Genomic DNA, 22,591 nt, shown 5'->3' with positions numbered 1-22,591 from the left:
AACCGGGTCCCGCGCGCCATCGGTATGCGCGATGAGCGATCCTCAACACCCCTCGGGCATCGAGTATCTCCGCGCCGAAGTCCTTGATCGACTGGACGCGCAGCCGTTCGAGGACTGGTCCCCCGCGCTGCTGCGCGCCCTGATCGCGATCTTCGACCTGAACGGCGTGACACCTTCCAACCGCCTCGGTTTTCGGCCCCACATCGTGAAGTAGCGGTTGCGCTTTCGCGTATTAGGCTGCGCCCGAGGAGTCACGACGGTGGAGAACTGGGAATTGGTGGCGCGCGAGCGGATCCGCGACACCCTGGCGCGATACAACTGGGCGGGTGACGCCGGCGACGTGGCGGGCCTCGCCGAGACGTTCTGCGCCGACGGCGTCCTGGAGATTCGTGGCCTCGAGCCGTTGCGCGGCCGTTCGGCGATTGCGTCGTTCCTCGGCGGCGTCAACGTCAACCGGCCGTCAAACGTCCAGCCGATTGTGCGCCACAACCTCACCAACCTGCTGTTCACCGAATTGACCCGGGATTCCGCACAGGTGTCGTCGTATTTCACGGTGCTCACCCACGCCGGCCTTGACCATTTCGGCCGGTACCGCGACACGCTGGTGCCCGACGGCGACGCCTGGCTGATCAGGCATCGCAAGGTGTCAACCGACTGGGCCGCGCCCGACTCGGCCATGGCGAGGCGGACGGCGCGGGGCTGAGTCCTGCGCGCCGGTGAACGCCGGTGGCGATTTCGTTAAATGTCTCGCTCACATGTTTGCCCGAGACGGCGAAACGGCTACAGATAGAGATCACACCTAGAGATTGCGGTCGACCCTGATTGCGTTCGCCGGTGGCACCCGGCGCTGACCAGAGGTCATGTGACCAGCGGTCAGAGCGCACAAAAGATACGAGCGGATATGCAACGACTCAGTGGGTTAGACGCGTTCTTCCTCTACCTCGAATCTCCGACACAGCCGCTGAATGTTTGCTGCGTGTTGGAGCTCGACCCGAGTGACATGCCGGGCGGCTACACCTTCAGCCAGTTCCGGAGGGCGCTGGCGGCGCGAGTGGACGCGGTGCCCGAATTCCGTCTCAAGCTGGCGGACAATCAGCTGAACTTCGACCATCCGGTCTGGGTCGACGACGATCGTTTCGACCTCGCGCGGCACCTCCAACGAGTCGCGCTGCCGGCACCGGGCGGGTCGAGGGAGTTAGCGGAGATCTGCGGGCACGTCGCCGGGCTGGCACTGGATCGCGATCGTCCGCTGTGGGAGATGTGGGTGATCGAAGGCCTGCACGGCGGCGACGCGCTTGCCGTCGTCCTCAAGGCCCACCATGCGGTGATCGACGGGGTGGGCGGCGCCAATCTCCTGGCCCAGTTGTGCAGCACCGCGCCGGACGCCCCAGCCCCCAAGCCCGCCGCCCGGTCCGGCGGGGCGAATCCCCTGCAGATCGCCGCGTCCGGACTCATCGGCGCCGGGTTGCGGCCGTGGCGCCTGGCCAAGGTGTTGCCGGCAACCGCGCTGACGCTGGCGCAAACGCTGTTGCGGGCCCGCGGTGGCGGGCAGACCATGGCCGCCCCGTTCGCGGCGCCGCCGACGGCGTTCAACGGCCCATTCACGCGGCGCCGCAACGTCGCCCTGACCACCCTTGATCTCGACGACGTCAAAAAGGTGAAGAACAGGTTCGGAGTCACCGTCAACGACGTGGTGACCGCCCTATGCGCCGGCGCGTTGCGGCAGTTCTTGGTGGACCGCGACGAACTGTCGGACAGCCCGATGGTGGCCAGTGTGCCGGTCTCGGTGCGGGGCAAATCAGACCGGCCGGGCCGCAACCAAACCACGTGGATGCTGTGCCGGCTGGAGACCCATATCGAGGATCCGGCCGAACGGCTGAGTAGCATCGCGCGGGGCAACGCCGCGGCCAAGGACCACGCCGCCGCCATGGGGTCCAGCCTGCTGCAGGACTGGACGCAGGTCGCCGGACAGACCATGTTCGGCACGGCGATGAAGCTACTGCCCCGGATACCGCTGCCTGATAAGCCGCCGCACAACCTGGTGCTGTCCAACGTGCCCGGACCACAGGAACAGCTTTACTTCATGGGCTGCCGGGTCGACGCCATGTATCCGCTCGGTCCGATCATCGCCGGCGCCGCACTCAACATCACGGTCATGTCGCTCAACGGCCGCCTGGGCATCGGCCTCATCTCCTGCCCCGACCTCGTTGCCGACCTCTGGGACCTCGCCGACACCTTTCCCGCAGCGCTCAAAGAGCTCCTGAATTGCAGTGAATCGAGCCACCAGCAGAGCTGACCGCCACGGCATGGCAAGGTGACACCCGTGGCCGACACCGTTACCCAGCAAGACCTGCGCGAAATCAGCACTCCCAAGGGCGCTTTGCGCTACTACGACTGCGGCCCGGAATCCGCCCCGGTGTTGCTGTTCCTGCACGGCTCCGGACCGGGCGTCACGGGGTGGCGCAACTTCCGCGGCATACTCCCCTCGTTCGCCGCGCGATTCCGCTGCCTGATCCTGGAGTTTCCCGGGTTCGGCGTCAGCGACGATTTCGGCGGTCACCCGATGGTGACCGCGTTCGGCACCGTGCCGCCCTTCCTGGACGCGCTCGGCGTCCAACGCGCGCACATCGTCGGGAACTCGATGGGCGGCGGCGTCGGCATCAACTTCGCCACCAATAACCCGGACCGCGTCCACCGATTGGTGACCATCGGCGGCATCGGGACGAACATCTTCAGCCCCAGCCCCAGCGAGGGCATCCGGCTGCTGCAGGAGTTCGTCGAGGATCCCACGCGGCAGCGGCTGGTCGACTGGCTGAAATCGATGGTCTACGACCAGGCGCTGATCACCGAGGAGCTGGTCGAGGAACGCTGGGAGCTGGCCACCGACCCGGACACGCTGGCCGCCGCGCGCCGCATGTACGGGAAAGCGGCCTTCGGCGCGATGAACGCCGCCATGGCCGCGTCCGACCGGCCGATGCCGTGGGCCGTCATGCACAAGCTGACCGCGCCCACCCTGCTGACCTGGGGGCGCGACGATCGCGTGAGCCCGCCGGACATGGCGCTGATCCCGATGCGCACCATCCCCAATGCGGAGCTGCACATCTTCCCGAACTCCGGGCACTGGGCGATGATCGAGGCCAAGGAGGCGTTCGAGAGCACCGTGCTGGCGTTTCTTACCAGGGACTAGCGGCGATCGCGAGCGCGGGCGAATCTCACTCCGCCGCGACCGACCCCGCCAGGCCCGCGGTCAGCAACTCGTGGGCGGCGGGATTGCCGTCCAGGATTCGGCTGGTGCGCGCACCGATCCGCCATTGCCCCTCGACCCGGACCATCACGAAATGGTTTGCGGTACAACGCCATACGCGATATCCGTCGCCGTCGCGGATCAGCACCAGGGACTCACATAGCGCCACCGCCGAATCGCCGGTGACGGTGACGACGCATGGCCCCAAGAAATGACAGCACCCCTTGGCCACCAGGTTCTGGTGGGCCGACGACTCGACCATGGCGTGCACGGCGGTCCGGCCCTCCATGCGCCAGCCATCGACGTCGTAGCTGCCGTCGCTCGCCCACAGGCGCGCAGTGGCCTCGGCATCCCCGGCATCCACCGCAGGACCGTACGAGGCGATGAGACGGGCGATGTCGCGCTCGTCCTCGAGTCGGCGCAGCCGCGCGGACAGGTCGTCGATGTCACTCATGGTTGCTCCTCGTCGCCGGGATCGCGGCAGCGGACCACCGCTGATCCCCACACGTTAGGACGCACGGCACGACCATCGAGGGCGTGCCGGCTTCCTTCCGGAGCGGGCGTAACCACCTCGGCCTATGGGGGTTTGCTCAATCTGCGAATCAGGTGGCCCGAACATTTTGATCGAGCGGCCCTAACAGCCGCGATCACTTGTTACATGTTCTTTACCAGTACCCGTCTCAAGTTGCTGGGTCCCTGACCCCGAGTTAGGTTGGTCGGGTTTGCAGTCGTCGGCCAGCGTCGGTCGGCGGCCTTCCCTCGCGGAGAACCGCGAAGCAACCATTCGTCATGTGCGTGAAAGGGGTTGCGCGTGCGACAGCTTTCGCCGCTGCGGGTGGTGTCGACGGGGCTCGGCGCCGCCGCGGGACTTGGCGACGCGGTCGGCAGGCTGGCGACCGCCGGTCTCGAGGCTGTCGCGCTGCCGGTCCGGGTCGGCGCAAAAGTGGTCTCGGGTGAGGTATCTCGCTCCACGCTGACCCGACGGTGCGGGCGCGGTGACGGGCGGCTGTGGATCGAGGTACGCGGCCTCGACGGCACGGGCGGGGCGACACGTGGCCGCGCCGCCGTCGATGCGCTGCGGGCACAGCCCGGTGTCACCAAGGTCAGCCTGAACCGTCCGCTGTCGCGGGTGGTTGTTGAGATCGACGACGGCGGGGCGTCGCTCGACGAGCTTTGCTCCGCGCTTGACAGCGCTGAAACAGCCTACGGTGCAGGCGATTCCACGCGCGCCGAAAGCCTGCCCGGCGACGGGCTGCTGTTGGTCACCCGCGGCGCGATGGTGGCCGTGAACGCCGCCGGGTTCGCGGTCGCGGTCGCCGGCCGGGCGTTGCGATTGCCGGCTGCCCCGATCGCCGTCGAGGCGGTGTCGGCGATCGCGAATCACCAACCGTGGCTGCGCCGCGCGCTCGAGAGCGGCATCGGCCCCGGTGCGACGGACACCGCATTGTCGGTGTTCGGCACCGCCGCGCATGTCGTCACGTTGTCACCGGCGAAGCTGTCCGTCGACCTGGCGATGCAAGGTTTCAAGGCCGCGGAGTCCCGGGCCGCCGCGCGGGCATGGGCCCGCTATGAGCCGGAATTGGCCCGGCACGCCGACGAGCCGGAGATGCAGCGGTTGGCGCGCCCGGTTCCCGCGCCGGCCGGTCCGATCGACCGTCACGGGAAGCGCGCAGCGTGGGTTCAGCTGATTGGCGTCGGGCTGACGGGAGCCCTCACCCGCAACGTGACGATGGCGTCGAACGCGGCGCTGGCGGCCTCGCCCAAGGCCATGCGCACCTCGCACGAGGCGTTTGCGGCCACGCTGGGCAGGGGCTTGGCGGATAAGCACGGGGTGCTGCCGCTGCGGCCGGAGGGTTTGCGCCGACTCGACAGAGTCGACGCGCTGCTCATCGATCCGCGCGTGTTGTGCGACCAGAGGATGCGGGTGGTGCGGGTGCGCGGCGCCCGCGACGGCGAGTTGCTCGGCGCCTGGACCCGCGCCCAGGACCTGCTCGACGACGGTGCGGCCCCGGGCTGGCACCCGATTCCCGCGGCCGCAACCGACGAGCAGGGGGCCAGCGATACGGTCGAGGCGCTCGTCGCACCGGCCCCTCACCCGCTCGCGCCGGCTCTGATCACCCGGGCGCGTGACTCAGGCGCGCGCCTGGTGTCGGTCGACACCGACCTGCTCGGCGACTTGCGTCCCGCTTTCGACGATGTCCTGCCAGTCCGTGACGGCGGCATCGATCATGCACTCGCCGATGCGGTTTCGCGCCTGCAGCATGACGGGCACACCGTCGCGGTGCTGTCCTCGCTTGGCGCACAAGCGCTTTCGGGCGCCGACCTGGCGTTGGGAATCAAGCCCAGTGCCGACGGCCCGCCGCCTTGGACTGCGGACCTGATGCTCGACGACCTGGCCGGAGCGTGGCGGGTGTTGCATGCGTTGCCCGCGGCCCGGTCGGCAAGTCAGCAGGGTATCGCGATATCGGTGGGAGCTTCGGCGCTGGGCGCGGTGTTCATGGTGCCCGGGGTGCGCCGGTTGCGCGGGCCCGGCCCGGTGACCATCGGTGCCGTCGCGGGGATCCTGTCCGGATACCTGTTGGCCCGCGGCGCGATTCACACTTCGACACCCCGGCCGGCCCCGGCCTACGAGTGGCACGCGATGTCGGCTGAGCAGGCCCGCGAGGTGCTGGCGGCATTGCGCGACCCCGAGGAGCCCGCTGCCGCAACCGAACCCACACCGGGCGGCACGCGGTTCCCGGCCGCGGCGTGGGAGTTCGCCAGGGCCGCCGCCGCCGAACTAACCGGTGATCCGTTGACGCCGATCCTCGGGCTGTGTTCGGCGGCAACAGCCCTGCTGGGCTCACCGGCCGACGCGATCATGGTCGGGGCCGTGCTGACCGGAAATGCCTTGCTGTCGACCGCCCAACAGCTACGGGCCGAGAACCGGTTGAACCGCCTGCTGGCCCAGCAGGCCCCGCCGGCCCGCGTCGTCACCCCGGGGACCGATGCCGCGCGGGGCTACCGCGAAGTCCTCGTCGAGCAACTGCGGCCCGGCGACGTGATCGAGGTGCGCAGCGACGAGGTGGTGCCCGCCGACGCTCGGGTGATCGAGGCGCACGACCTCGAGGTCGACGAGTCGTCCCTGACCGGTGAATCCCTGTCGGTGCAGAAGCAGGTCGAGGCCACGCCCGGGGCCGAACTGGCCGAGCGCCGCTGCATGATCTACGCCGGAACCACCGTGGTGGCCGGCACCGCGGTGGCGCTGGTGACCGCCGTCGGGGCCGACACCCAGACCCGCCGCGCGGCCGAACTGGCCTCCGGTGACCTGCCGACCGTCGGCCTGCACCATCAACTCAGCCAGCTGATGCGCCGCGCGTTCCCGTTCAGCGCGGGCGGCGGCGTTGTGGTCGGCGGGCTCGGCCTGTTCCGCGCAGGCGGGCTGCGCCAAGCGCTGGGCAGCGCCATCGCGGTCGCCGTGGCGGCCATCCCCGAGGGCATGCCGCTGATGGCCACCCTCGCCCAATCGGCGTCGGCGCAGCGGCTGGGCGAATGCGGGGCGCTGGTCCGGGTCCCGCGGGCGACCGAGGCGCTCGGTCGCGTCGAGGTGGTCTGCTTCGACAAGACCGGAACGCTGAGCGAGAACCGCCTTCGCGTCGCCGAGGTCCACCCCATGGCGGGCCATTCCCGCGAGGACGTTTTGCGGTGCGCCGCCCAGGCCGCGCCGGCCGACGACGGCAACCCGCACGTGCACGCCACCGACGAGGCCATCATCAAGGCGGCGGACGCGGTGCCGGACTCCGGTTCGCGCCCCGACCCCGACGCGCATCTGCCGTTCCGGTCCGGCCGGGCGTTCTCGGCCTCGGTGACCGGCACCCAGTTGACCGTCAAGGGCGCACCCGAGGTGGTCTTGGCGGCGTGCGGTGAGGTCGGCGCAGTCGTGGACGACGCCGTCGCCGCGCTGACGACCGCGGGACTGCGAACGATCGCGGTGGCCCAGCGGCGCCTGACCGCGGCACAGGCGCGAGCGTTGCGCAAAGACCCGGACGCCATCACCGGATTGTGCGAGACGGGCTTGGCGCTCACCGGATTTCTGGGCCTCTCGGACACCCCGCGCCCCCAGGCGCCGCAGCTGCTGGCGGACCTGGCCGACCGGGGCGTCGCGATCCGGCTGATCACCGGCGACCATCCCGTCACCGCCACCGCCATCGCCCGCGAGCTGGGGGTCACGGTGAGCGCCGACGAGGTGATCACTGGGTCGGAATGGAACGCCCTGTCCCGGCAGGATCAGCAGCGCGCGGTGACCGAGCGGGTGATCTTCGCCCGAATGTCGCCGGAGAACAAGGTGCAGGTCGTTCAGACGCTCGAGCGCGCCGGGCGGGTGTGCGCCATGGTCGGCGACGGCGCCAACGACGCCGCCGCGATCCGGGCGGCAAGCGTCGGTGTCGGTGTGGTCGCGCGCGGCAGCGACTCCGCGCACACGACCGCCGACCTGGTGCTCACCGACGGCCGCATCGAGACGCTCGTCGCCGCCATCGACGAAGGCCGCCGACTCTGGCGTGGAGTCCAGGCGGCCGTGGCCGGCCTGCTCGGCGGCAATGCCGGCGAGGTGATCTTCTCCGTCATCGGCACGGCGATCGCCGGGACCTCGCCGCTGAACACCCGCCAGTTGCTGCTGATCAATACGCTCACCGACGCGCTACCCGCGACCGCTGTCGCCGTCAGCACGCCCGCGGGGCCCGTACAGCGCGTCGGGAGCGGCATCGACGAACGCGCGCTCCTGCGAGCCGTGGCCGCGCGCGGAGCACTCACCGCCACCGCCGCCACGTCGGCGTGGGCGATGGCCTCGGTCACCGGGCTGCCGCAGCGGGCCGCCACCGTCGCGCTGATCTCGTTGGTCGCGGTCGAGTTGGGCCAGACGGTGGTCGACTCGCACGCGCCGCTGGTGCTGCTTACCGCGGCCGGCTCGTTCGCAGCATTCACCGCGATGATCAGCACCCCGGGGATCAGCCAACTCCTGGGCTGCACACCGGTCGGCCCTGTGGGCTGGGCACAGGGGCTGGGCACCGCCGCGGCCGCCGTCCTCGCCGTTGCCGTCATGAATCAGTTGCGGTCGGGCCGCCGAGGCGATGAGCCTCCACTCACCGCTGCCACGGAACACGACGAGCCCGCAAACTCAGACCCGCATTTATCGCAGCACCGCGGCCCGCGGGCGCCGCATACCGCATTCCTGCAAGCTCCCGCGAAGGCCGCGCGTGCGCTGAGATTGGTGGACCGAGAACAGCATCGGATTCCGGCGGAGGCCGTCACCGATCGGCCGTGAGTCACTCAGTCACGGTCACCGCGCGGCTTGATGAACACGCCTTCCGCACCGACCGTGATCCCCTGGCTATCGGTGATCTGCCCCTTCGCGAAGGTTTTCACGCCCTCGACGCGGTCGACCCACGCTTGTACCCGCACCGGACCCAGCGGGGTCCCCCGGACATAGCGCAGCGTGAGCGTGCCGGTGTAGGCCGGTCGACCGGGTTCGTGCGCGGTCGCGCCCAGGACGTGGTCGAGGACCAACGCGCACACTCCGCCATGGACGTGTCCCGGTGGGCCTTCGTAAGCGGCGCCCAGTGTGATCTCCGTCCAGACGACACCACCGGCGTCGCGGTGAATGACCAGCGGAGGGGCGACCGGGTTGCGCGCGCCGATCATCACATTGCCGGAGGTGACCGGTTGTCCGTCGGAGGGATGGCGAACACCGAACGAGCCCGGCATGAGAGTTTCGCTCAATTGCTCCACGGCGCAATCGATGTGCCTCTTCGCGGCCGCAACGGTACCCGCGCCGGCCTCGGTGCGGATCGTCGCGTCGATCAGCCGGCGGACGGACTGGGCGAGCGGTTCATATGCCGGCGCGCCGCCGCCGTCGTCTTCCATCATCCCCACCGCCCGATCATGTCGCCTTCTGCGAGAGGCCGGCGTCGACGACGAGCTGGGTGGCCGTGATGTAGCGGGCCTCCTCGGAGGCCAAGAACACCACCGCATTGGCCACGTCGACGGGCTCTACCCAGGGCACCGGCAGCAGGTTGCGCGCCCGCAACACTTCCGCGACATCCGCGGCGGTCGGGTTCTCGAGGTCCGGGCGTAAGCGTCGAAACGTCCCCTCGTTGAGAATCATCGGGGTCGCGACCGGCCCCGGATGAACCGTGTTGACCCGGATGCCGGTAGGGCCGAGCTCGTTCGCGAGAGTGCGCGCCAGCCCGACCACCGCGTGCTTGCTCGCCGTGTACGCCGCGGAATTGGGCGTCCCGCGAAGACCATTGGTGGAACTGATGATGACAATGGCGCCGCCGTCGCCCATGCGCGGTACGCCGGCCTTGACCGTGTGCCACACGCCGGTCAGGTTGATGTCGAGCGTGCGATGCCAATCCCGGGAGTCAAGTTCCCATGTCCGTCCGCCCGCAATGTGGATTCCGGCGTTCGCGACGACGATGTCGAGGCGCCCCAGTGCCGTGACGCCGGCCGCTACGGCGTCGGTGACGGCCTCCAAGTCACTCACGTCGGCAACGCCCGTCACGCAGCGTCGACCGCGGCTTTCGACATCCCTTGCAGTGTCGAGCAACTCGTCGCTCGCCGCGGCGGCATCGAGCGCGATCACATCTGCACCCTCGTCGGCGAGGCGCTGACAATGCACCCGTCCCGTGCCCTTGCCTGCGCCGGTGACCAGCGCGACCTTGCCAACCAGTCTCTTCATCGTCACCTCTCGACCAGATCGAAGGCCGGGTAACCGGCCCCGGCAACCTCGGCGCAGATGTCGTTATAGGCGGCGAAGCCGCCGACGAATAGCATGAATCCCCTTGGCTTTCCGGGCACGTTGGCTCCCATGTACCAGGACTCCGCCTTGGTGAACAACGTGGCGTCGGCGAGGCGGGCGCATTCGGCTCCCCAGCCGTCGACCGCGTCGCGGGTCGCTTCGATCGCGGCCAGCCCGTGGTCATCGAGGTAGGCAATGGCCGCGGCTATCCAATTCACCTGCGCCTCGGCGTGCAGCACCATGTTCGCCAGCACGGCCGGTGCCCCTGGACCGGAGATCAGGAACAGGTTGGGGAATCCGTCGATACCCAGCCCCAGGTAGGTACGCGGCCCGTGCGACCAGTCGTCCCGCAACCGACGACCGCCGCGCCCGATGATGTCCATCTTGGCCAGCGCACCGGTGAGCGCGTCGAAACCCGTTGCGAGCACGATCATGTCGACGTCATAGTGCACGCCAGCGGTGCTGATCCCGGTGGCGTCCACGGATTCGATCGGTGTGTCGCGCACGCTGATCAGCGACACGTTCGGCCGGTTGAAGGTGCTGAAGTAGTTGCTGTCGGTGCAGATCCGCTTCGTGCCTATCGGGTGGTCATTGGGTATGAGCAGCTCGGCCAGGGCAGGGTCGTCGATGACCGCGCGCACCTTCTCCTCGTAGAACTTTCGGGCCTCTTCGTTGGCGGTCAGGTCGGTCATCTGGTCAGGGAACGTTTTCGAGAACAGCACACCACCCAGCTGCCAACGCTTCTCGAACGCGGCCCGACGTTCCTCCGGCGTGAACTCCATCGTCGGCTTGGGCGCCGTGATGTGCGGTGACCCGCCGCCGCTGCGCCACGACAACCGACGCCTTTCGGCATAGTTCGCCTTGATGTCGTCGAGTTCGCGTTCGCTCAACGGCTTGTTGCCGGCGGGGACACTGTAATTGGGCGTGCGCTGGAAGACGAACAGATGCCTGGCGTGTTCGGCGATGATCGGAATCGATTGAATGCCAGACGAACCGGTGCCGATGACGGCGACGCGCTTACCCGTGAAATCGACGGCATGCTGGGGCCACGCGGCGGTGTGGTAGATCTCGCCCGCGAACGACTCGAGTCCGTGGAAGTCAGGCGTCAAAGCCGCCGAGAGCGGGCCCGTCGCCATCAGGCAGAAACGGGCGGACAGGACGTCACCGCCGTCTGTGGTGACCACCCAGCGCAGCGTTGTTTCGTCCAGTGCCGAGGACACGACGCGGGCGCGAAATGTGATGTCGCGGCGCAGGTCGAGTTTGTCGGCCACCCAGTTCAGATAGGCGAGGATCTCGGCCTGGGTGGCGTACTTCTCGGTCCAGTTCCACTCTTGCTGAAGTTCATCGGAGAAGGAATAGCAGTAGTCGACGCTTTCGACGTCACAGCGCGCCCCCGGATAGCGGTTGTAATACCAGGTGCCGCCGAGCTCCGGCGCCGCCTCCAGGACCCGCACCGACAGTCCCTGACCGCGGAGCTTGTGCAGGGCGTAGAGGCCGGCGAACCCGGCGCCGACCACGACGACATCGACCAGCTCCGCGCCACTCACAAGCACGCACGGTATGTCCTATCGCCCGTCGACCGCCGGGCCGGTTCCCGGTCACCGGACACGGCGGTGACGTTGTCCCGGCTATCGGGCGCGCGCACCTTCGGAGGCGGACCGGCCCTGCGACCGGCTGGAGGGCGTCATCCTGGCGTGCCAGGCCCGGCGCGTGCGCGCCGCGTTGTGCAGTCGATTCCGGCCGCATTTTCTTCCGCTCATCGGGAACGGCTTCGGCTGGGGCACGAACTGCGGTAGACCATTACTAAGCCCCCCAGACGTAAGGACACCAACATGAGCGAACGGGTACTCGACCGGGTCGTGGCGATGGCGGATCAGTTGCGCGACCAGGCCCCCGAGGCCGAGCGGATCGGCCGGCTCACCGACGACACGGTCAAGCTGATGAAGGGCGCCGGCCTGATCCGGCTGCTGCAAACCAAGCAGTATCAGGGTTTCGAGGCCCACCCCCGCGAATTCGCCGAGACGACGATGGCGACCGCGGCGCTGGACCCGGCGGCCGGCTGGATCGTCGGCGTGGTCGGAGTGCACCCCTATCAGTTGGCGTACGCGGACCCGAGGGTCGCCGCCGAGATCTGGGCCGAGGACGTCGACACCTGGATGGCCTCGCCGTACGCGCCGCAGGGGGTGGCCAAGCCCGTCGACGGTGGCTACCTCTTCAACGGCCGCTGGCAGTTCAGCTCGGGCACCGACCACTGTGACTGGATCATCCTGGGCGCGATGCTGGGCGACGACAAGGGTGTTCCGATCATGCCGCCGCAGATGCTGCACATGATCCTGCCGCGCAAGGATTACGAGATCGTCGAGGACTCGTGGAACGTGGTGGGACTGCGCGGGACCGGCTCCAAGGACGTCATCGTCAAGGACGCGTTCGTCCCGTCCTACCGGACGATGGACGCGACGAAGGTGATGGACGGCACCGCCCAGCGCGAGGCCGGCATGACCGAACCGCTGTACCTGATGCCGTGGTCGACGATGTTTCCGCTGGGCATCTCGGCGGCCACGATCGGCATCGCCGAGGGGGCCCTGGCCGCGCATCTGGACTACCAGCGCGAGCGCGTCGGCGCCACCGGAACCGCGATCAAGGACGACCCCTACGTGATGTTCGCGATCGGCGAGGCGGCCGCCGACATCAACGCCGCCCGCCAGGAACTGCTGGCCAACGCCGACCGCATCTACGACATGGTCGCCGCCGGCAAGGAGGTGTCGTTCGCCGACCGCGCGGCGGGCCGGCGCACCCAGATCCGCGCGGTGTGGCGCGCGGTGTCGGCGGTCGACGAGATCTTCGCCCGCTCGGGGGGCAACGCGGCCCGCATGGACAAGCCGCTGCAACGGTATTGGCGCGACGTGCACGTCGGGCAACTGCACGCCATCCACATGCCGGGCACCACCTATCACGCGTCGGCGCTGAGTTCGCTGGGCATCGATCCGCCCGAGGGCCCCCTGCGGGCGCTGATCTAGGAGAGCACGTGACCGACCTGAAAAGCCTGGGCTACATCACGATTTCGACGAACGACATCGACCGCTGGCGGCAATTCGCCTTCGGTGTCCTGGGTTTCGCCGAGGGTAAGGGCCCCGACCCCGAGGCGCTGTACCTGCGGATGGACGAGCGCGCCGCCCGGCTCATCGTGGTGCCCGGCGAGACCGACCGGGTGCTCACCATCGGCTGGGAGGTACGCGACCACCCGGCGCTGCAACGGGTCAAGGCGACCCTGGACGCCGCCGGCACCCCGTTCAAGCAGCTGTCCCCCGACGAGGCCGAGGCCCGACGCGTGGAAGAGGTCATCACCTTCGAAGACCCGGCCGGCACCACGCTCGAGGTGTTCCATGGCGCGGTGCTCGACCACAGCCCGGTCATCACCCCGTTCGGCGCCAAATTCGTCACCGGTGACCAGGGCATGGGCCATGTCGTCGTGCCCGCGATGGACCCGGGCGGGCTGTTCGACTTCTACACCGAGGTGCTGGGGTTCCGCTCCCGGGGAGCGTTCCGGGTGCCGCTGCCGAAAGAGTTTGGGCCCGTGCGGGTTCGCTTCCTGGGCATCAACGAACGGCACCACAGCCTGGCGATCGTGCCGGCCGCACATCAGCGCGACCCGCGCCTGGTGCACATCATGGTGGAGGTCGACACCCTCGACGCGGTGGGCCAGGCGCTGGACCGCGTGAACGCCGAGGGCTTCCAGCTGTCCTCCACGCTGGGCCGGCACACGAACGACAAGATGGTGTCGTTCTACGTCCGGGCTCCCGGCGACTGGGACATCGAGTTCGGCACCGACGGCATGCGCGTCGACGAAACCTATTACACCGCAGAGGAAATCACCGCCGACAGCTACTGGGGTCACCAGTGGATCGGCGAAATGCCCGCGGCCATGCGGCTATGACGCCGGATACCGACGTCACGCCGGTCCCGGCCGCGTCGATCACGTCGTGGGACGACGAGGCCGACGTGGTCATCGCCGGCTACGGGGTGGCTGGCGCCGCCGCGGCGGTGGAGGCGGCGCGCTCCGGCGCCGAGGTTCTTGTCCTGGAGCGGACCGGATCCTGGGGCGGGGCGGCGGCGATGGCCGGCGGGTTCATCTACCTCGGCGGCGGCACCCCGCTGCAGAAAGCCTGCGGCTTCGACGATTCCGTCGACAACATGGCGGCCTTCCTCAACGTCGCGATGGGGCCCGGCGCCGACCCGGAGCGGGTCGCCGACTACTGCGCCGGCAGCGTGGCCCACTTCGACTGGCTGGTCGGCTGCGGCGTTCCGTTCAAGGCGGAATTCTTCTCCGAACCGGGCTGGGAACCGATGGGTGACCAGGGCCTGATGTACAGCGGCGGCGAAAACGCCTACCCCTTCAACACGATCGCCTCCCCCGCCCCGCGCGGGCACGTCCCGCAGATGTCCAACAAGAAGCAGGGCGAGGCCAGCGCGGGCTACATGCTGATGAAGCCGCTCGTCGAGACCGCCACCGCCGTCGGCGCACGCGCACTCTTCGACGTGCGGGTGCAACGCCTCATCGTCGAAGCCGACGGCCGGGTGGTCGGGATCCGGGCGCGCCAGTACGGCAACGACATTGCGGTGCGTGCCCGCAAGGGCGTGGTGCTCGCGACCGGCAGCTTCGCCTACAACGACGCGATGGTGGCTCGTTACGCCCCGCGAATCGCGGGCCGCCCGGCCGCGTCCATCGAGCAGCACGACGGGCAGGCGATCCGCATGGCCCAGGCGTTGGGCGCCGATCTGGCGCACATGGACGCCACCGAGGTCGCGATCTTCATCGACCCCCAGCAACTGGTGCGCGGCATCCTGGTCAACGGCCGCGGCCAGCGCTACGTTGCCGAGGACACCTATCCGGGCCGCATCGGCCAGCTCACGCTCTACCAGCAGGACAACATCGCCTTCCTGATCATCGACGACGACGCCCAGCAAGAGGCGATGGCGTCGTGGTCCCCGAAATTCATGCTGCGCCCGGCGACCTGGGTGGCCGACACCGTCGCCGACCTGGAGCGCGAGATGGGCCTGGCGCCGGGTTCCCTGCAGGCGACCGTCGCCGCCTACAACGAGGGCGCCGCCCGCGGCGAGGACCCGCTGCTGCACAAGAAGCCGGAGTGGTTGAGGCCCATCGGTTCGCCGGTCGGCGCCGTCGACCTGCGGGAGAACACCGGCGGTTTCACCCTGGGCGGCCTGGCCACCACGCTGGACGCCGAGGTGCTGCACGTCAGCGGCGAACCCATACCCGGCCTCTTCGCCGCCGGCCGCTGCACGGCCGGGCTGGCCGCGTGGGGCTACGCCAGCGGCATCTCGCTCGGTGACGGCAGCTTCTACGGCCGCCGCGCGGGCCGATCCGCGGCCAAGGGCTGACCGGCCTGCACTGATCCCTACATCCCGCACCCGACACAGCTGTGGCCGGTGGCGCTTTTGGCATGCCATGTGACAACGCGCACATGACTATGGTACAAACTGAGTTATCTCTAATAGTCATATCGCAGCCAGATGCAATGGAGCTTCGGAGGACCGATGTCAGCGCCCCTGGAAACAGCAACTCCCACCGCCGTCATCGACCGCGTCTCCTTGGTGCTGGACGCCTTCGAAGGACCGGGACGGCTAACGCTGGCCCAGATCGTGCGTCGCACCGGCCTGCCGCGCTCGTCGGCGCACCGGATGCTCGAGCGGTTGGTTCAGCTGCGCTGGTTACGCCGCAACGGCCGCGACTACGAGCTCGGCATGCGGCTGGTGGAGTTGGGCTCACTGGCCGTGCACCAAGACCGCCTGGTGCGCGCGGCCGCCCCCTTGCTGGGCGAATTGCACCGCGCCACCGGCCTTGTCGTCCATCTAGCGGTGCTGGACGGGCCGGACGTTGTCTACCTCGACAAGATCGGTGACCGACTGATCAATGCGATCCCCACCCGGGTCGGGGGTCGGCAACCCGCGCACTGTACCGCGGTCGGCAAAGCCATCCTGGCTTATGGCGACCAGCAGGCCGACGTTGATCTGCAGGCCCGCAAGACGAAGTTTTCCATTTGCACCGGCTCGCAACTCGCCGCTGAGTTAGCCAAGGTGCGGGCCCACGGCGTCGCCTTCGAGCGCGAGGAGTCGCTGCTGGGTTTTGGCTGCGTGGCAGCCCCCATCGGCAACCCCGGCGAGGCGATTGCCGCGGTGTCGGTGTGCGCACCGATGAATCGCATGGTGTTCGATCAGCGACTAACCACCCCGGTCCGCGTGACCGCGGTGAACATCTGGCGCAACATCGAAGACGGCGCTCACCGGGTGGCGCCCACGCTGCAAACAATGCGACCGCTGCTGCCCCACCGCCCGATTCCGGCGCCGCAGCCCACCTTGCAGTACGCGTGAACCTCGACCCCCAGGTCGCCGAGCTGATTGAGGGGCTGGACGCGGGCTTTCCGCCGGTGCACACCATGACGGGCGCCCAGGCCAGGGCGGCCATCCGCGAGCGGTTGGTATCGCCCGCCCAGCCCGAGCCGGTCGCCGCAGTCCGAGATCACACCATTTCGGGCGCCGGTGCGGACATCCCGATACGGATCTACCGGCCCCGCGGCCATGCCGACGACGGCGGCCTGCCGATCCTGGTATACGCGCACGGCGGCGGATTCGTGTTTTGCGACCTCGACAGCCACGATGGCCTGTGCCGCAGTCTGGCCAACCTCGTTCCCGCCGTGGTGGTTTCCGTCGGGTACCGGCTGGCTCCAGAAAATCCGTGGCCTGCCGCGGCCGAGGACCTGTACGCCGCCACGCGATGGGCCGCCGACCTCGACGGCGTCGGCCGCCGAGGTTCGCGCGCGGTTGTGGTGGGCGGTGACAGCGCGGGCGGCAACCTGGCCGCCGTCGTGGCGTTGATGGCGCGCGATCGTGGTGGCCCGGCGATTGCCGCGCAGTTGCTGCTCTACCCGATGCTCGCGGCCGGCTTCGACACCGAGTCATATCGACTGTTCGGCAAGGGTTTCTACAATCCGACGGCTGCTCTGCAATGGTATTGGGACCAGTATGTGCCCGCATCCGCCGACCGCGACCATCCTTACGCCTCACCGCTCCGAGCGGACCTACATGGGCTACCGCCCGCGGTAATGGTCACGGCCGGGCACGATCCGCTTCGGGACGAAGCCATCGCCTACGCCGACGCGCTGCAATCCGCGGGGGTAGTCGCCGTGCGGTGCGGCTTCGAAGGTGGCATCCACGGGTTCATGACGATGCCGATGCTCGACATCGCTCACGAAGCCCGGCGGCAGGCGTGCCGCGAGTTGGCCGCGCTGCTGGGGTGATTACCGTGCTGCGTGCTGGGCGGGCTGCTCGTCGATCTTGGTAGGTGGTCCGTAGCGCTGGTCGGGATCGAGCACGCAGTGGGTGCGACCGAAAACGGTGACCATGCACTTGTTGTTGTGGTTGCATCGGCTGCGACTGGCCGGGTCGGCGATCATCTTGTTGACCAGGTCGGGTTCCCGCAGCAGCGCCCGACCCATCGCCACGAAGTCAAATCCCTCCTCTCGTGCGGTCTCGACGTGGTCGCGGCGGGTGATACCGCCCAGCAGGATCAGTTTGGTGTTGCGCATCACCGGCACGAATTGGCGTGCGGCTTCGAGCATGTAGAGGTCGCTGTACGGGTAGCTGCCCATCACGCGCTTGCCGGCCAGCCTGATGGCAGGCCGTAGCGCAGCCGGCATGACGCGGGCGAATTCGCGCACCGGGACGTCGCCCCGGAACAGGTACATCGGCTTGAAGACCGAGGACCCTTGGGTCAGTTCGAGCGCGTCGAGGGTGCCGTCGGTGTCGAGGAGTTGCGCGGTGCGCAACGCCTCATCGATCCAGATGCTGCCGGGCAGTCCGTCGTCCATATTCAGTTTGGCGATGACGGCGATCCGGCCCCCGGCCATCTCGCGGACGCGTTCGGCGATCTCCCGTGACAGGCGGGAACGGTTGTCGATGGAGCCGCCGTACTCGTCCTTGCGGCGGTTGATGAGTGGGCTCAAAAACGAGCTCGGCAGATACAAGTGTCCGAAATGCAGTTCAACTGCGTCGAATCCGGCATCGATGGCTACCTGGGTTGCCGCGCCGAACTGGTCGATGACGGTTGCTATCTCGTCGCGGGTGATCGCCCGGCAGTAGGCCAACGATGTCGGGTTGACGAACCGGCTCGGCGACAGGGCGGTCACCCCGGTCAGCGCCCTAGGGGCCACCACCCCGGCGTGGCCCAGCTGGGCCGAGATGGCCGCACCCGCCCCATGCACGGCATCGGTAAGTCTGCGCAGGCCGGGCAGCGCCTGCGAGCTCATGACGATCTGACCCGGGGCGCTCGCGCCCTCGGGCGCGACACAGCAGTAGGCCACCGTCGTCATGCCCACTCCCCCATCGGCGAACGCCCGGTGAAACGCGATGAGATCATCGGTGACCAGTCCCTGGGGCGATCGGCCTTCGGAGGTCGCGGCCTTGATGATCGGGTTGCGCAAGGTGGCCGGACCGAGCTGCACGGGACTGAAGGAAGCGCTCATCCCCCCACCGTGGTGCCCAACCGGATGGGGGGCAATGAGGTCCTCCCGATGGCCGGGACTGAACCTGTCCGGGGGTTGCCCACGATCTGTACGGTCACGCCCATGGCCGACGGTCGGATTTTCGTGATCGACAGGGTGGTGACGCGGCCTGGCTGCGCACGGAAATTCGTGGAGACCTACCTCGCCGAGTACGCGCCCGGCGCCCGCTCCCGCGGAATGACGCTGCGCGATGTCCTGGTCAGCCCCCCGATCTGGTTCACGGATCGATCCAACACCGTCACCATCACCTGGACCCTGCCCAGCGCCCAGGCATGGTGGGAGATGACCTGGAAGGGCCGCCCCGACCCGACGCTGGGCCAGTGGTGGGACCAGATCGAGGAACTCGTCGCCGAGCGGTCCCGCTCGGTCGCCGCGGCCGCCGACGACGTCGACGGGCTCTGCGGTGTATAACGTCACCCGCCTCCTCGACGTCGCAGACGAACACCGCGACCGGATACTCACGCTGGTGCGCGCGAGCGCTGAGGCGACCGGCGCCCGTCACCGGCTCGTCGAACCGACGCTGCCCGGGGCGCGCAACGGCGGTGACGTCCTAGTCCACTTGAGGTTCGATTCCCCGAGTCAATGGCTCAGCGCCGCAGACGATTTCACCGCGATTTTGGGCGATCCCGCGATCACCCATGTCAACGGGGTCACCTACGGGGGTACTCCAACGCCCAATGGTGGCGGCCCGGGCACGGTCTACCGAGCCTTGCTTTTACGGGTGCTGCCCGACACCGACGTCGACACCGTTGCGCGTTTCGAGGACGAGTTGACCTCGATGCCGCGCTTCATACCGACGATCAGGGCATGGCAGCTCAGCCGGGTCGACGATGCGGTCGGAGCATCACGATGGACCCACGTGTTCGAGCAAGAGTTCAGCGACGTCGATGCGCTGATGGGCCCCTACCTGATGCATCCGATCCACTGGGCGGTCGTGGACCGCTGGTTTGATCCCGAATGCCCCGACGTCATCATCCGAGACCGGGTGTGCCACAGCTTCTGTCGATGCGATCACCCCGTCTTGACCACGTCACCCGCCTAGTCGATCTCGGGCTGATCCGCCCTATCCGCCGAGGGACTCACATCCCGGCGGGCAGGATGTTCGGATTGGCGTTCGCGGGCGGTTCGAGTGGCGGCAGTTCGGTTTTGCCGTCCAGGCTGTGCACCCGCAGCCGCTGTGACCACGGGTAGTGCAAGCTAAACGCGACTAGGCCGGTGCGTTCTGCCGCCGGTAGATGACACATCGCCAGCACGGTTTCGGCCAGATACTCCACCGGCTCGGTCGGAAAGCCCTCCGGGATAAGCGCGGATGCGCCGGGAGTGCGCACAGCGGTCGACGGGCCAACACAATTCACCGCGATGTTCGCGTCGAGCAGCTCGGCGGCCACCCCCTGGGTGAACCGGTGCAGTGCTGCTTTGCACGACGCGTAAATCACGTCGCCGGAGGTCTTGTTGTATTCGCGGTACGGCCGCACCGGTGCCACACCGGTAACCGAGCCGATGTTGACGATCCACCCGCCGCCCAGTTTGCGCATGTGCGGAACCGCGGCCTTGGTCAGCACGAAGGGCGTGCGTAGATAGTGCTCGACGGTGCGGTCGAAGGTCTGCAGCGGCATGTCCTCGATGACCGAGTAGTCGGCGAAGCCGGCGTTGTTGACCAGGATGTCGATGCGGCCCGTGCGGTCGAGCACCTGGTCGACCAGGGTCTCACGCGCCTGGGCGTCTTCGAGGTCGGCGACCACCCCGAACGCCGACCCGCCGGCATCTTCGATCAGGGCGATGGTCTCCTCGATCGTGCCGGGTAGCGTGCGATCGGACCCGGCGCGCTGCGAGCGTGAGGGCGCGTGAGCGCGCGCCGTCACCGCGACGGTGGCCCCCTCGGCGGCCAGCCGCTGGGCCACCGCACGACCGATGCCGCGGCTGCTGCCTGTTACCAAAGCCGTCCTGCCAGTGAGCAACTCGTTCACCGCAGCGCAAAGTCCTGCTCGATCGGCGCTCGGTGCTGATGCCAGACGTCGACCAGTCGGTACGGGGTGGCCACCACCACCCGGCCCGAACCGGACCGGTAGTAGGTGTGAGCGTTGGGTGTGTGGCACCACACCGTGCCGAGCATCGCCTCGTCGATCGCGGCAACGTAATCTTCGTACGCCTGCTGGGTGACCTCGATCGTGGTGGCGCCGCGCAGCGCCATCAACTGCAAGCATTCGACGATGTAGTGCGCGAGCACCTCCATGGAGAAGTTCGCTCCCGCACCGTGTCCCGGGCTGTAGTTGGGTGCCGACATGATGAACAGGTTGGGAAAGCCGGGCACCGTGCCACCACGGTACGCACGGGGGTTGTCACCCCACTCGTCAGCCAGCTTCTTGCCGCCGCGACCGCGAATGTCCACGGTGGATAAGAAGTCCAGATAGTAGCCGGTCGCGTAGATGATGACGTCGAGGTCGATCTGCCGGCCGTATTGGGTGACAATGCCTTTCGGGTTGACCTCGGCCGGTTCGCTGGCCTCCACGTCGACATGGTCGCGGGTCAGCGCCGCGTAGTAGCCGCCCGGGTCTCGGATGATCCGCTTGCCGTAGGGTGCGAAGTCCGGGGTGACCTTCTTGGCCAGCTCGGTGTCTTTCCCGAAGGTGTCCTCGATGTAGCGCAGGCACATCTGCAAAAGGACGTCATTCGCCGGCGAGATCGACAGGTGGTCCTTGTTCCAGTCCGGGTCTTGCAGGATGATCGGGTAGTTGTTGTCCGCGGTGGCCCAATAGGACTTGAGCCGGTGCCACTTCGCGTAGTAGGGCAGGTTCCGTCCCAGGTAACGCCGGAACGGCGGCACCTCATCTGTCAGCCGCTTACGCGGCGCCACCCAGTGTGGTTGCCGCTGGAACACCGTCAGGTGCTCGACCTGGTCAACGCACGCGTCGACGATCTGTACGGCGGTGCAGCCCGCCCCGATCACAGCCACCTTCTTGCCGGTGAGATCGAGTGAAGAATCCCACAGCGCCGAGTGAATGCTGATGCCCGCGAAAGTGTCTCGACCCTTGACGTCCGGCCACCGCGGGCGGTTGAGGTAACCCGCCGCGGCGACCACGACGCTGGCGTAGCTGATCGTGCGGTGCCCCTGGGTGTCTACCGCATGGAGTTGCCATTGGTTGCGTTCCTCGTCCCACCACAACGCCTCGATCTCGGTGCCGAACCGAATGTGGTCGCGCAGCTGGTGTTTATCGGCCAGCGTCACCAAATAGTTCTGATATTCGCCACCCTGTGGGTAGTAGCTGCTCCAGTCCGGGTTCACCTCCCACGACAGCGAGTAATAGGCCGACGGCGTATCGACACCGATGCCTGGATAGGTGGTGGTCAGCCAGGTGCCGCCGACCTCGTCGTGGCGGTCAAAGATCTCAAACGCCACTCCCTCGGCTGCGGCGGCCAACGCCATGCTGATCCCGGCCAGGCCGGCACCGATGATGGCGATGTTGATCGTCTCGGGGATCGGCACGGTGCGTGGCAGGGTTGGCTGTGACCGCTGGAAGCCGCCCTGTTCGAGCAACAGGTCCACCTGCTCGTCGTCGACCGGCGAACCCAGCGCTACAGGTAGCAGCCGGGCGAAGAAGTCCCGGTCCACGGGTGCCGTCGCGTCGGCGCAACGTGGGCGTCCCAGCGCGTCAACGAGGGCCTCGACCAGCGATTCGGCCGTGTCGGGGTCTGTGACGCCGGCCCGTTCGGGCGGGTCGGCAACATAGGAGATCTTGGGCGCGTAGGTGTCGATCACCGACACGTCGCCGGTAAGCTGCGCCAGCACCGCGAGCAGCACACCCGGGTCAGCCTGACGCAGGTTGGTGCGCAGCTCGTCGGGGTCAGGAGCGGCCGGTCCGGTGGGCGACGTCGATTCGGTAGCGGCGGTCATGCCATCGAGTCTGAGGCCCGCGGTCACCCCGGGCACCGCTGTTGTCTACTCAGCGGGATGCCAGCATCACCGAAGCGGCATCGGGACCTAGTGTTCGTCGC

General features: G+C 68.2%; 19 protein-coding genes. 12 read left to right on the top strand and 7 right to left on the bottom strand.

Translation table 11 applies throughout. From position 1 onward, the window contains the following. Nucleotides 1-31: 31 nt before the first annotated feature. From A5691_RS15890 to A5691_RS15875, 4 genes are all read left to right on the top strand, one after another. On the top strand, nt 32-214 hold the full coding sequence (locus tag A5691_RS15890; protein WP_067750123.1) for a hypothetical protein: 183 nt from the start codon (nt 32-34) through the stop codon (nt 212-214). Between the two features lie 45 nt (nt 215-259). Further along, nucleotides 260-703 (top strand): nuclear transport factor 2 family protein, encoded by a 444-nt coding sequence (locus tag A5691_RS15885; protein WP_067750121.1) that lies wholly within the window; start codon nt 260-262, stop codon nt 701-703. A 198-nt stretch (nt 704-901) separates the two neighbouring features. Next, nucleotides 902-2,296 carry a wax ester/triacylglycerol synthase family O-acyltransferase gene (locus A5691_RS15880; RefSeq protein ID WP_067750115.1) on the top strand — a complete coding sequence of 465 codons (1,395 nt, stop codon included), beginning with the start codon at nt 902-904 and terminating at the stop codon, nt 2,294-2,296. 18 nt (nt 2,297-2,314) lie between these two features. Continuing rightward, a complete protein-coding gene (locus A5691_RS15875) occupies nt 2,315-3,187 on the top strand; it encodes an alpha/beta fold hydrolase (RefSeq protein ID WP_197498997.1) in 873 nt (290 codons plus the stop codon). 25 nt (nt 3,188-3,212) lie between these two features. Here the strand turns inward: A5691_RS15875 and A5691_RS15870 are convergent, their stop codons facing one another. After that, complete coding sequence (locus A5691_RS15870) at nt 3,213-3,698, bottom strand: nuclear transport factor 2 family protein (protein WP_067750113.1); 486 nt, start codon at nt 3,696-3,698, stop codon at nt 3,213-3,215. Nucleotides 3,699-4,055: 357 nt separating this feature from the next. Between A5691_RS15870 and A5691_RS15865 the strand changes: the two genes are divergently transcribed. Then, the gene (locus A5691_RS15865; protein WP_068016531.1) at nt 4,056-8,546 is read left to right on the top strand and encodes an HAD-IC family P-type ATPase; all 4,491 of its coding nucleotides are present in this window, start codon (nt 4,056-4,058) and stop codon (nt 8,544-8,546) included. 5 nt (nt 8,547-8,551) lie between these two features. Here A5691_RS15865 and A5691_RS15860 read toward each other — a convergent pair whose 3' ends face one another. From A5691_RS15860 to A5691_RS15850, 3 genes are read right to left on the bottom strand one after another with little or no spacing between them, the layout of a single operon-like run. Continuing rightward, the gene (locus tag A5691_RS15860; protein WP_067750295.1) at nt 8,552-9,145 is read right to left on the bottom strand and encodes a PaaI family thioesterase; all 594 of its coding nucleotides are present in this window, start codon (nt 9,143-9,145) and stop codon (nt 8,552-8,554) included. A 16-nt stretch (nt 9,146-9,161) separates the two neighbouring features. Then, nucleotides 9,162-9,962, bottom strand: coding sequence for a mycofactocin-coupled SDR family oxidoreductase (locus A5691_RS15855; protein WP_068016528.1), 801 nt, complete (start codon nt 9,960-9,962; stop codon nt 9,162-9,164). Nucleotides 9,963-9,964: 2 nt separating this feature from the next. Further along, on the bottom strand, nt 9,965-11,575 hold the full coding sequence (locus tag A5691_RS15850) for an NAD(P)/FAD-dependent oxidoreductase (protein WP_068016526.1): 1,611 nt from the start codon (nt 11,573-11,575) through the stop codon (nt 9,965-9,967). A gap of 279 nt (nt 11,576-11,854) precedes the next feature. Between A5691_RS15850 and A5691_RS15845 the strand changes: the two genes are divergently transcribed. The 5 genes from A5691_RS15845 to A5691_RS15825 all read left to right on the top strand — a co-directional run bounded on the left by A5691_RS15845 (nt 11,855) and on the right by A5691_RS15825 (nt 17,335). Further along, nucleotides 11,855-13,039, top strand: a complete 1,185-nt coding sequence (locus A5691_RS15845) for an acyl-CoA dehydrogenase family protein (RefSeq protein WP_068016523.1) — start codon at nt 11,855-11,857, stop codon at nt 13,037-13,039. Nucleotides 13,040-13,047: 8 nt separating this feature from the next. Beyond that, nucleotides 13,048-13,956, top strand: coding sequence for a biphenyl-2,3-diol 1,2-dioxygenase (gene bphC, locus A5691_RS15840; RefSeq protein ID WP_068016519.1), 909 nt, complete (start codon nt 13,048-13,050; stop codon nt 13,954-13,956). Then, a complete protein-coding gene (locus tag A5691_RS15835; RefSeq protein WP_068016516.1) occupies nt 13,953-15,419 on the top strand; it encodes an FAD-dependent oxidoreductase in 1,467 nt (488 codons plus the stop codon). The genes bphC and A5691_RS15835 overlap by 4 nt, the downstream gene beginning before the upstream one ends. Nucleotides 15,420-15,575: 156 nt before the next feature. Further along, complete coding sequence (locus A5691_RS15830) at nt 15,576-16,409, top strand: IclR family transcriptional regulator (protein WP_068016515.1); 834 nt, start codon at nt 15,576-15,578, stop codon at nt 16,407-16,409. Next, nucleotides 16,406-17,335 carry an alpha/beta hydrolase gene (locus A5691_RS15825; RefSeq protein WP_068016512.1) on the top strand — a complete coding sequence of 310 codons (930 nt, stop codon included), beginning with the start codon at nt 16,406-16,408 and terminating at the stop codon, nt 17,333-17,335. Before A5691_RS15830 ends, A5691_RS15825 begins: the two co-directional genes overlap by 4 nt. On the opposite strand, the gene A5691_RS15820 is transcribed toward A5691_RS15825, so the two are convergent. Beyond that, complete coding sequence (locus tag A5691_RS15820; protein WP_068016509.1) at nt 17,336-18,559, bottom strand: NADH:flavin oxidoreductase; 1,224 nt, start codon at nt 18,557-18,559, stop codon at nt 17,336-17,338. A 102-nt stretch (nt 18,560-18,661) separates the two neighbouring features. Here A5691_RS15820 and A5691_RS28685 point away from each other — a divergent pair, with 102 nt between their 5' ends. Together A5691_RS28685 and A5691_RS15810 are read left to right on the top strand one after the other, a co-directional pair. Next, nucleotides 18,662-19,009, top strand: a complete 348-nt coding sequence (locus A5691_RS28685) for a hypothetical protein (RefSeq protein WP_067752584.1) — start codon at nt 18,662-18,664, stop codon at nt 19,007-19,009. Then, nucleotides 19,002-19,640, top strand: coding sequence for a Dabb family protein (locus A5691_RS15810; protein ID WP_067784084.1), 639 nt, complete (start codon nt 19,002-19,004; stop codon nt 19,638-19,640). Before A5691_RS28685 ends, A5691_RS15810 begins: the two co-directional genes overlap by 8 nt. A 37-nt stretch (nt 19,641-19,677) precedes the next feature. Here A5691_RS15810 and A5691_RS15805 read toward each other — a convergent pair whose 3' ends face one another. Together A5691_RS15805 and A5691_RS15800 are read right to left on the bottom strand one after the other, a co-directional pair. Then, entirely contained in the window at nt 19,678-20,565 is an 888-nt protein-coding gene (locus tag A5691_RS15805) for an SDR family NAD(P)-dependent oxidoreductase (protein ID WP_068016506.1), read from the bottom strand. Next, on the bottom strand, nt 20,562-22,490 hold the full coding sequence (locus A5691_RS15800) for an NAD(P)/FAD-dependent oxidoreductase (RefSeq protein WP_068016503.1): 1,929 nt from the start codon (nt 22,488-22,490) through the stop codon (nt 20,562-20,564). Before A5691_RS15800 ends, A5691_RS15805 begins: the two co-directional genes overlap by 4 nt. Between the last annotated feature and the right edge of the window lie 101 nt (nt 22,491-22,591).

The sequence above is a fragment of the Mycobacterium sp. E183 genome (genome assembly GCF_001667735.1).
Taxonomy (GTDB): domain Bacteria; phylum Actinomycetota; class Actinomycetes; order Mycobacteriales; family Mycobacteriaceae; genus Mycobacterium.
The sequence above is the reverse complement of the archived record's forward strand: the minus strand, read 5'-3'. Positions and strand labels throughout refer to the sequence as shown.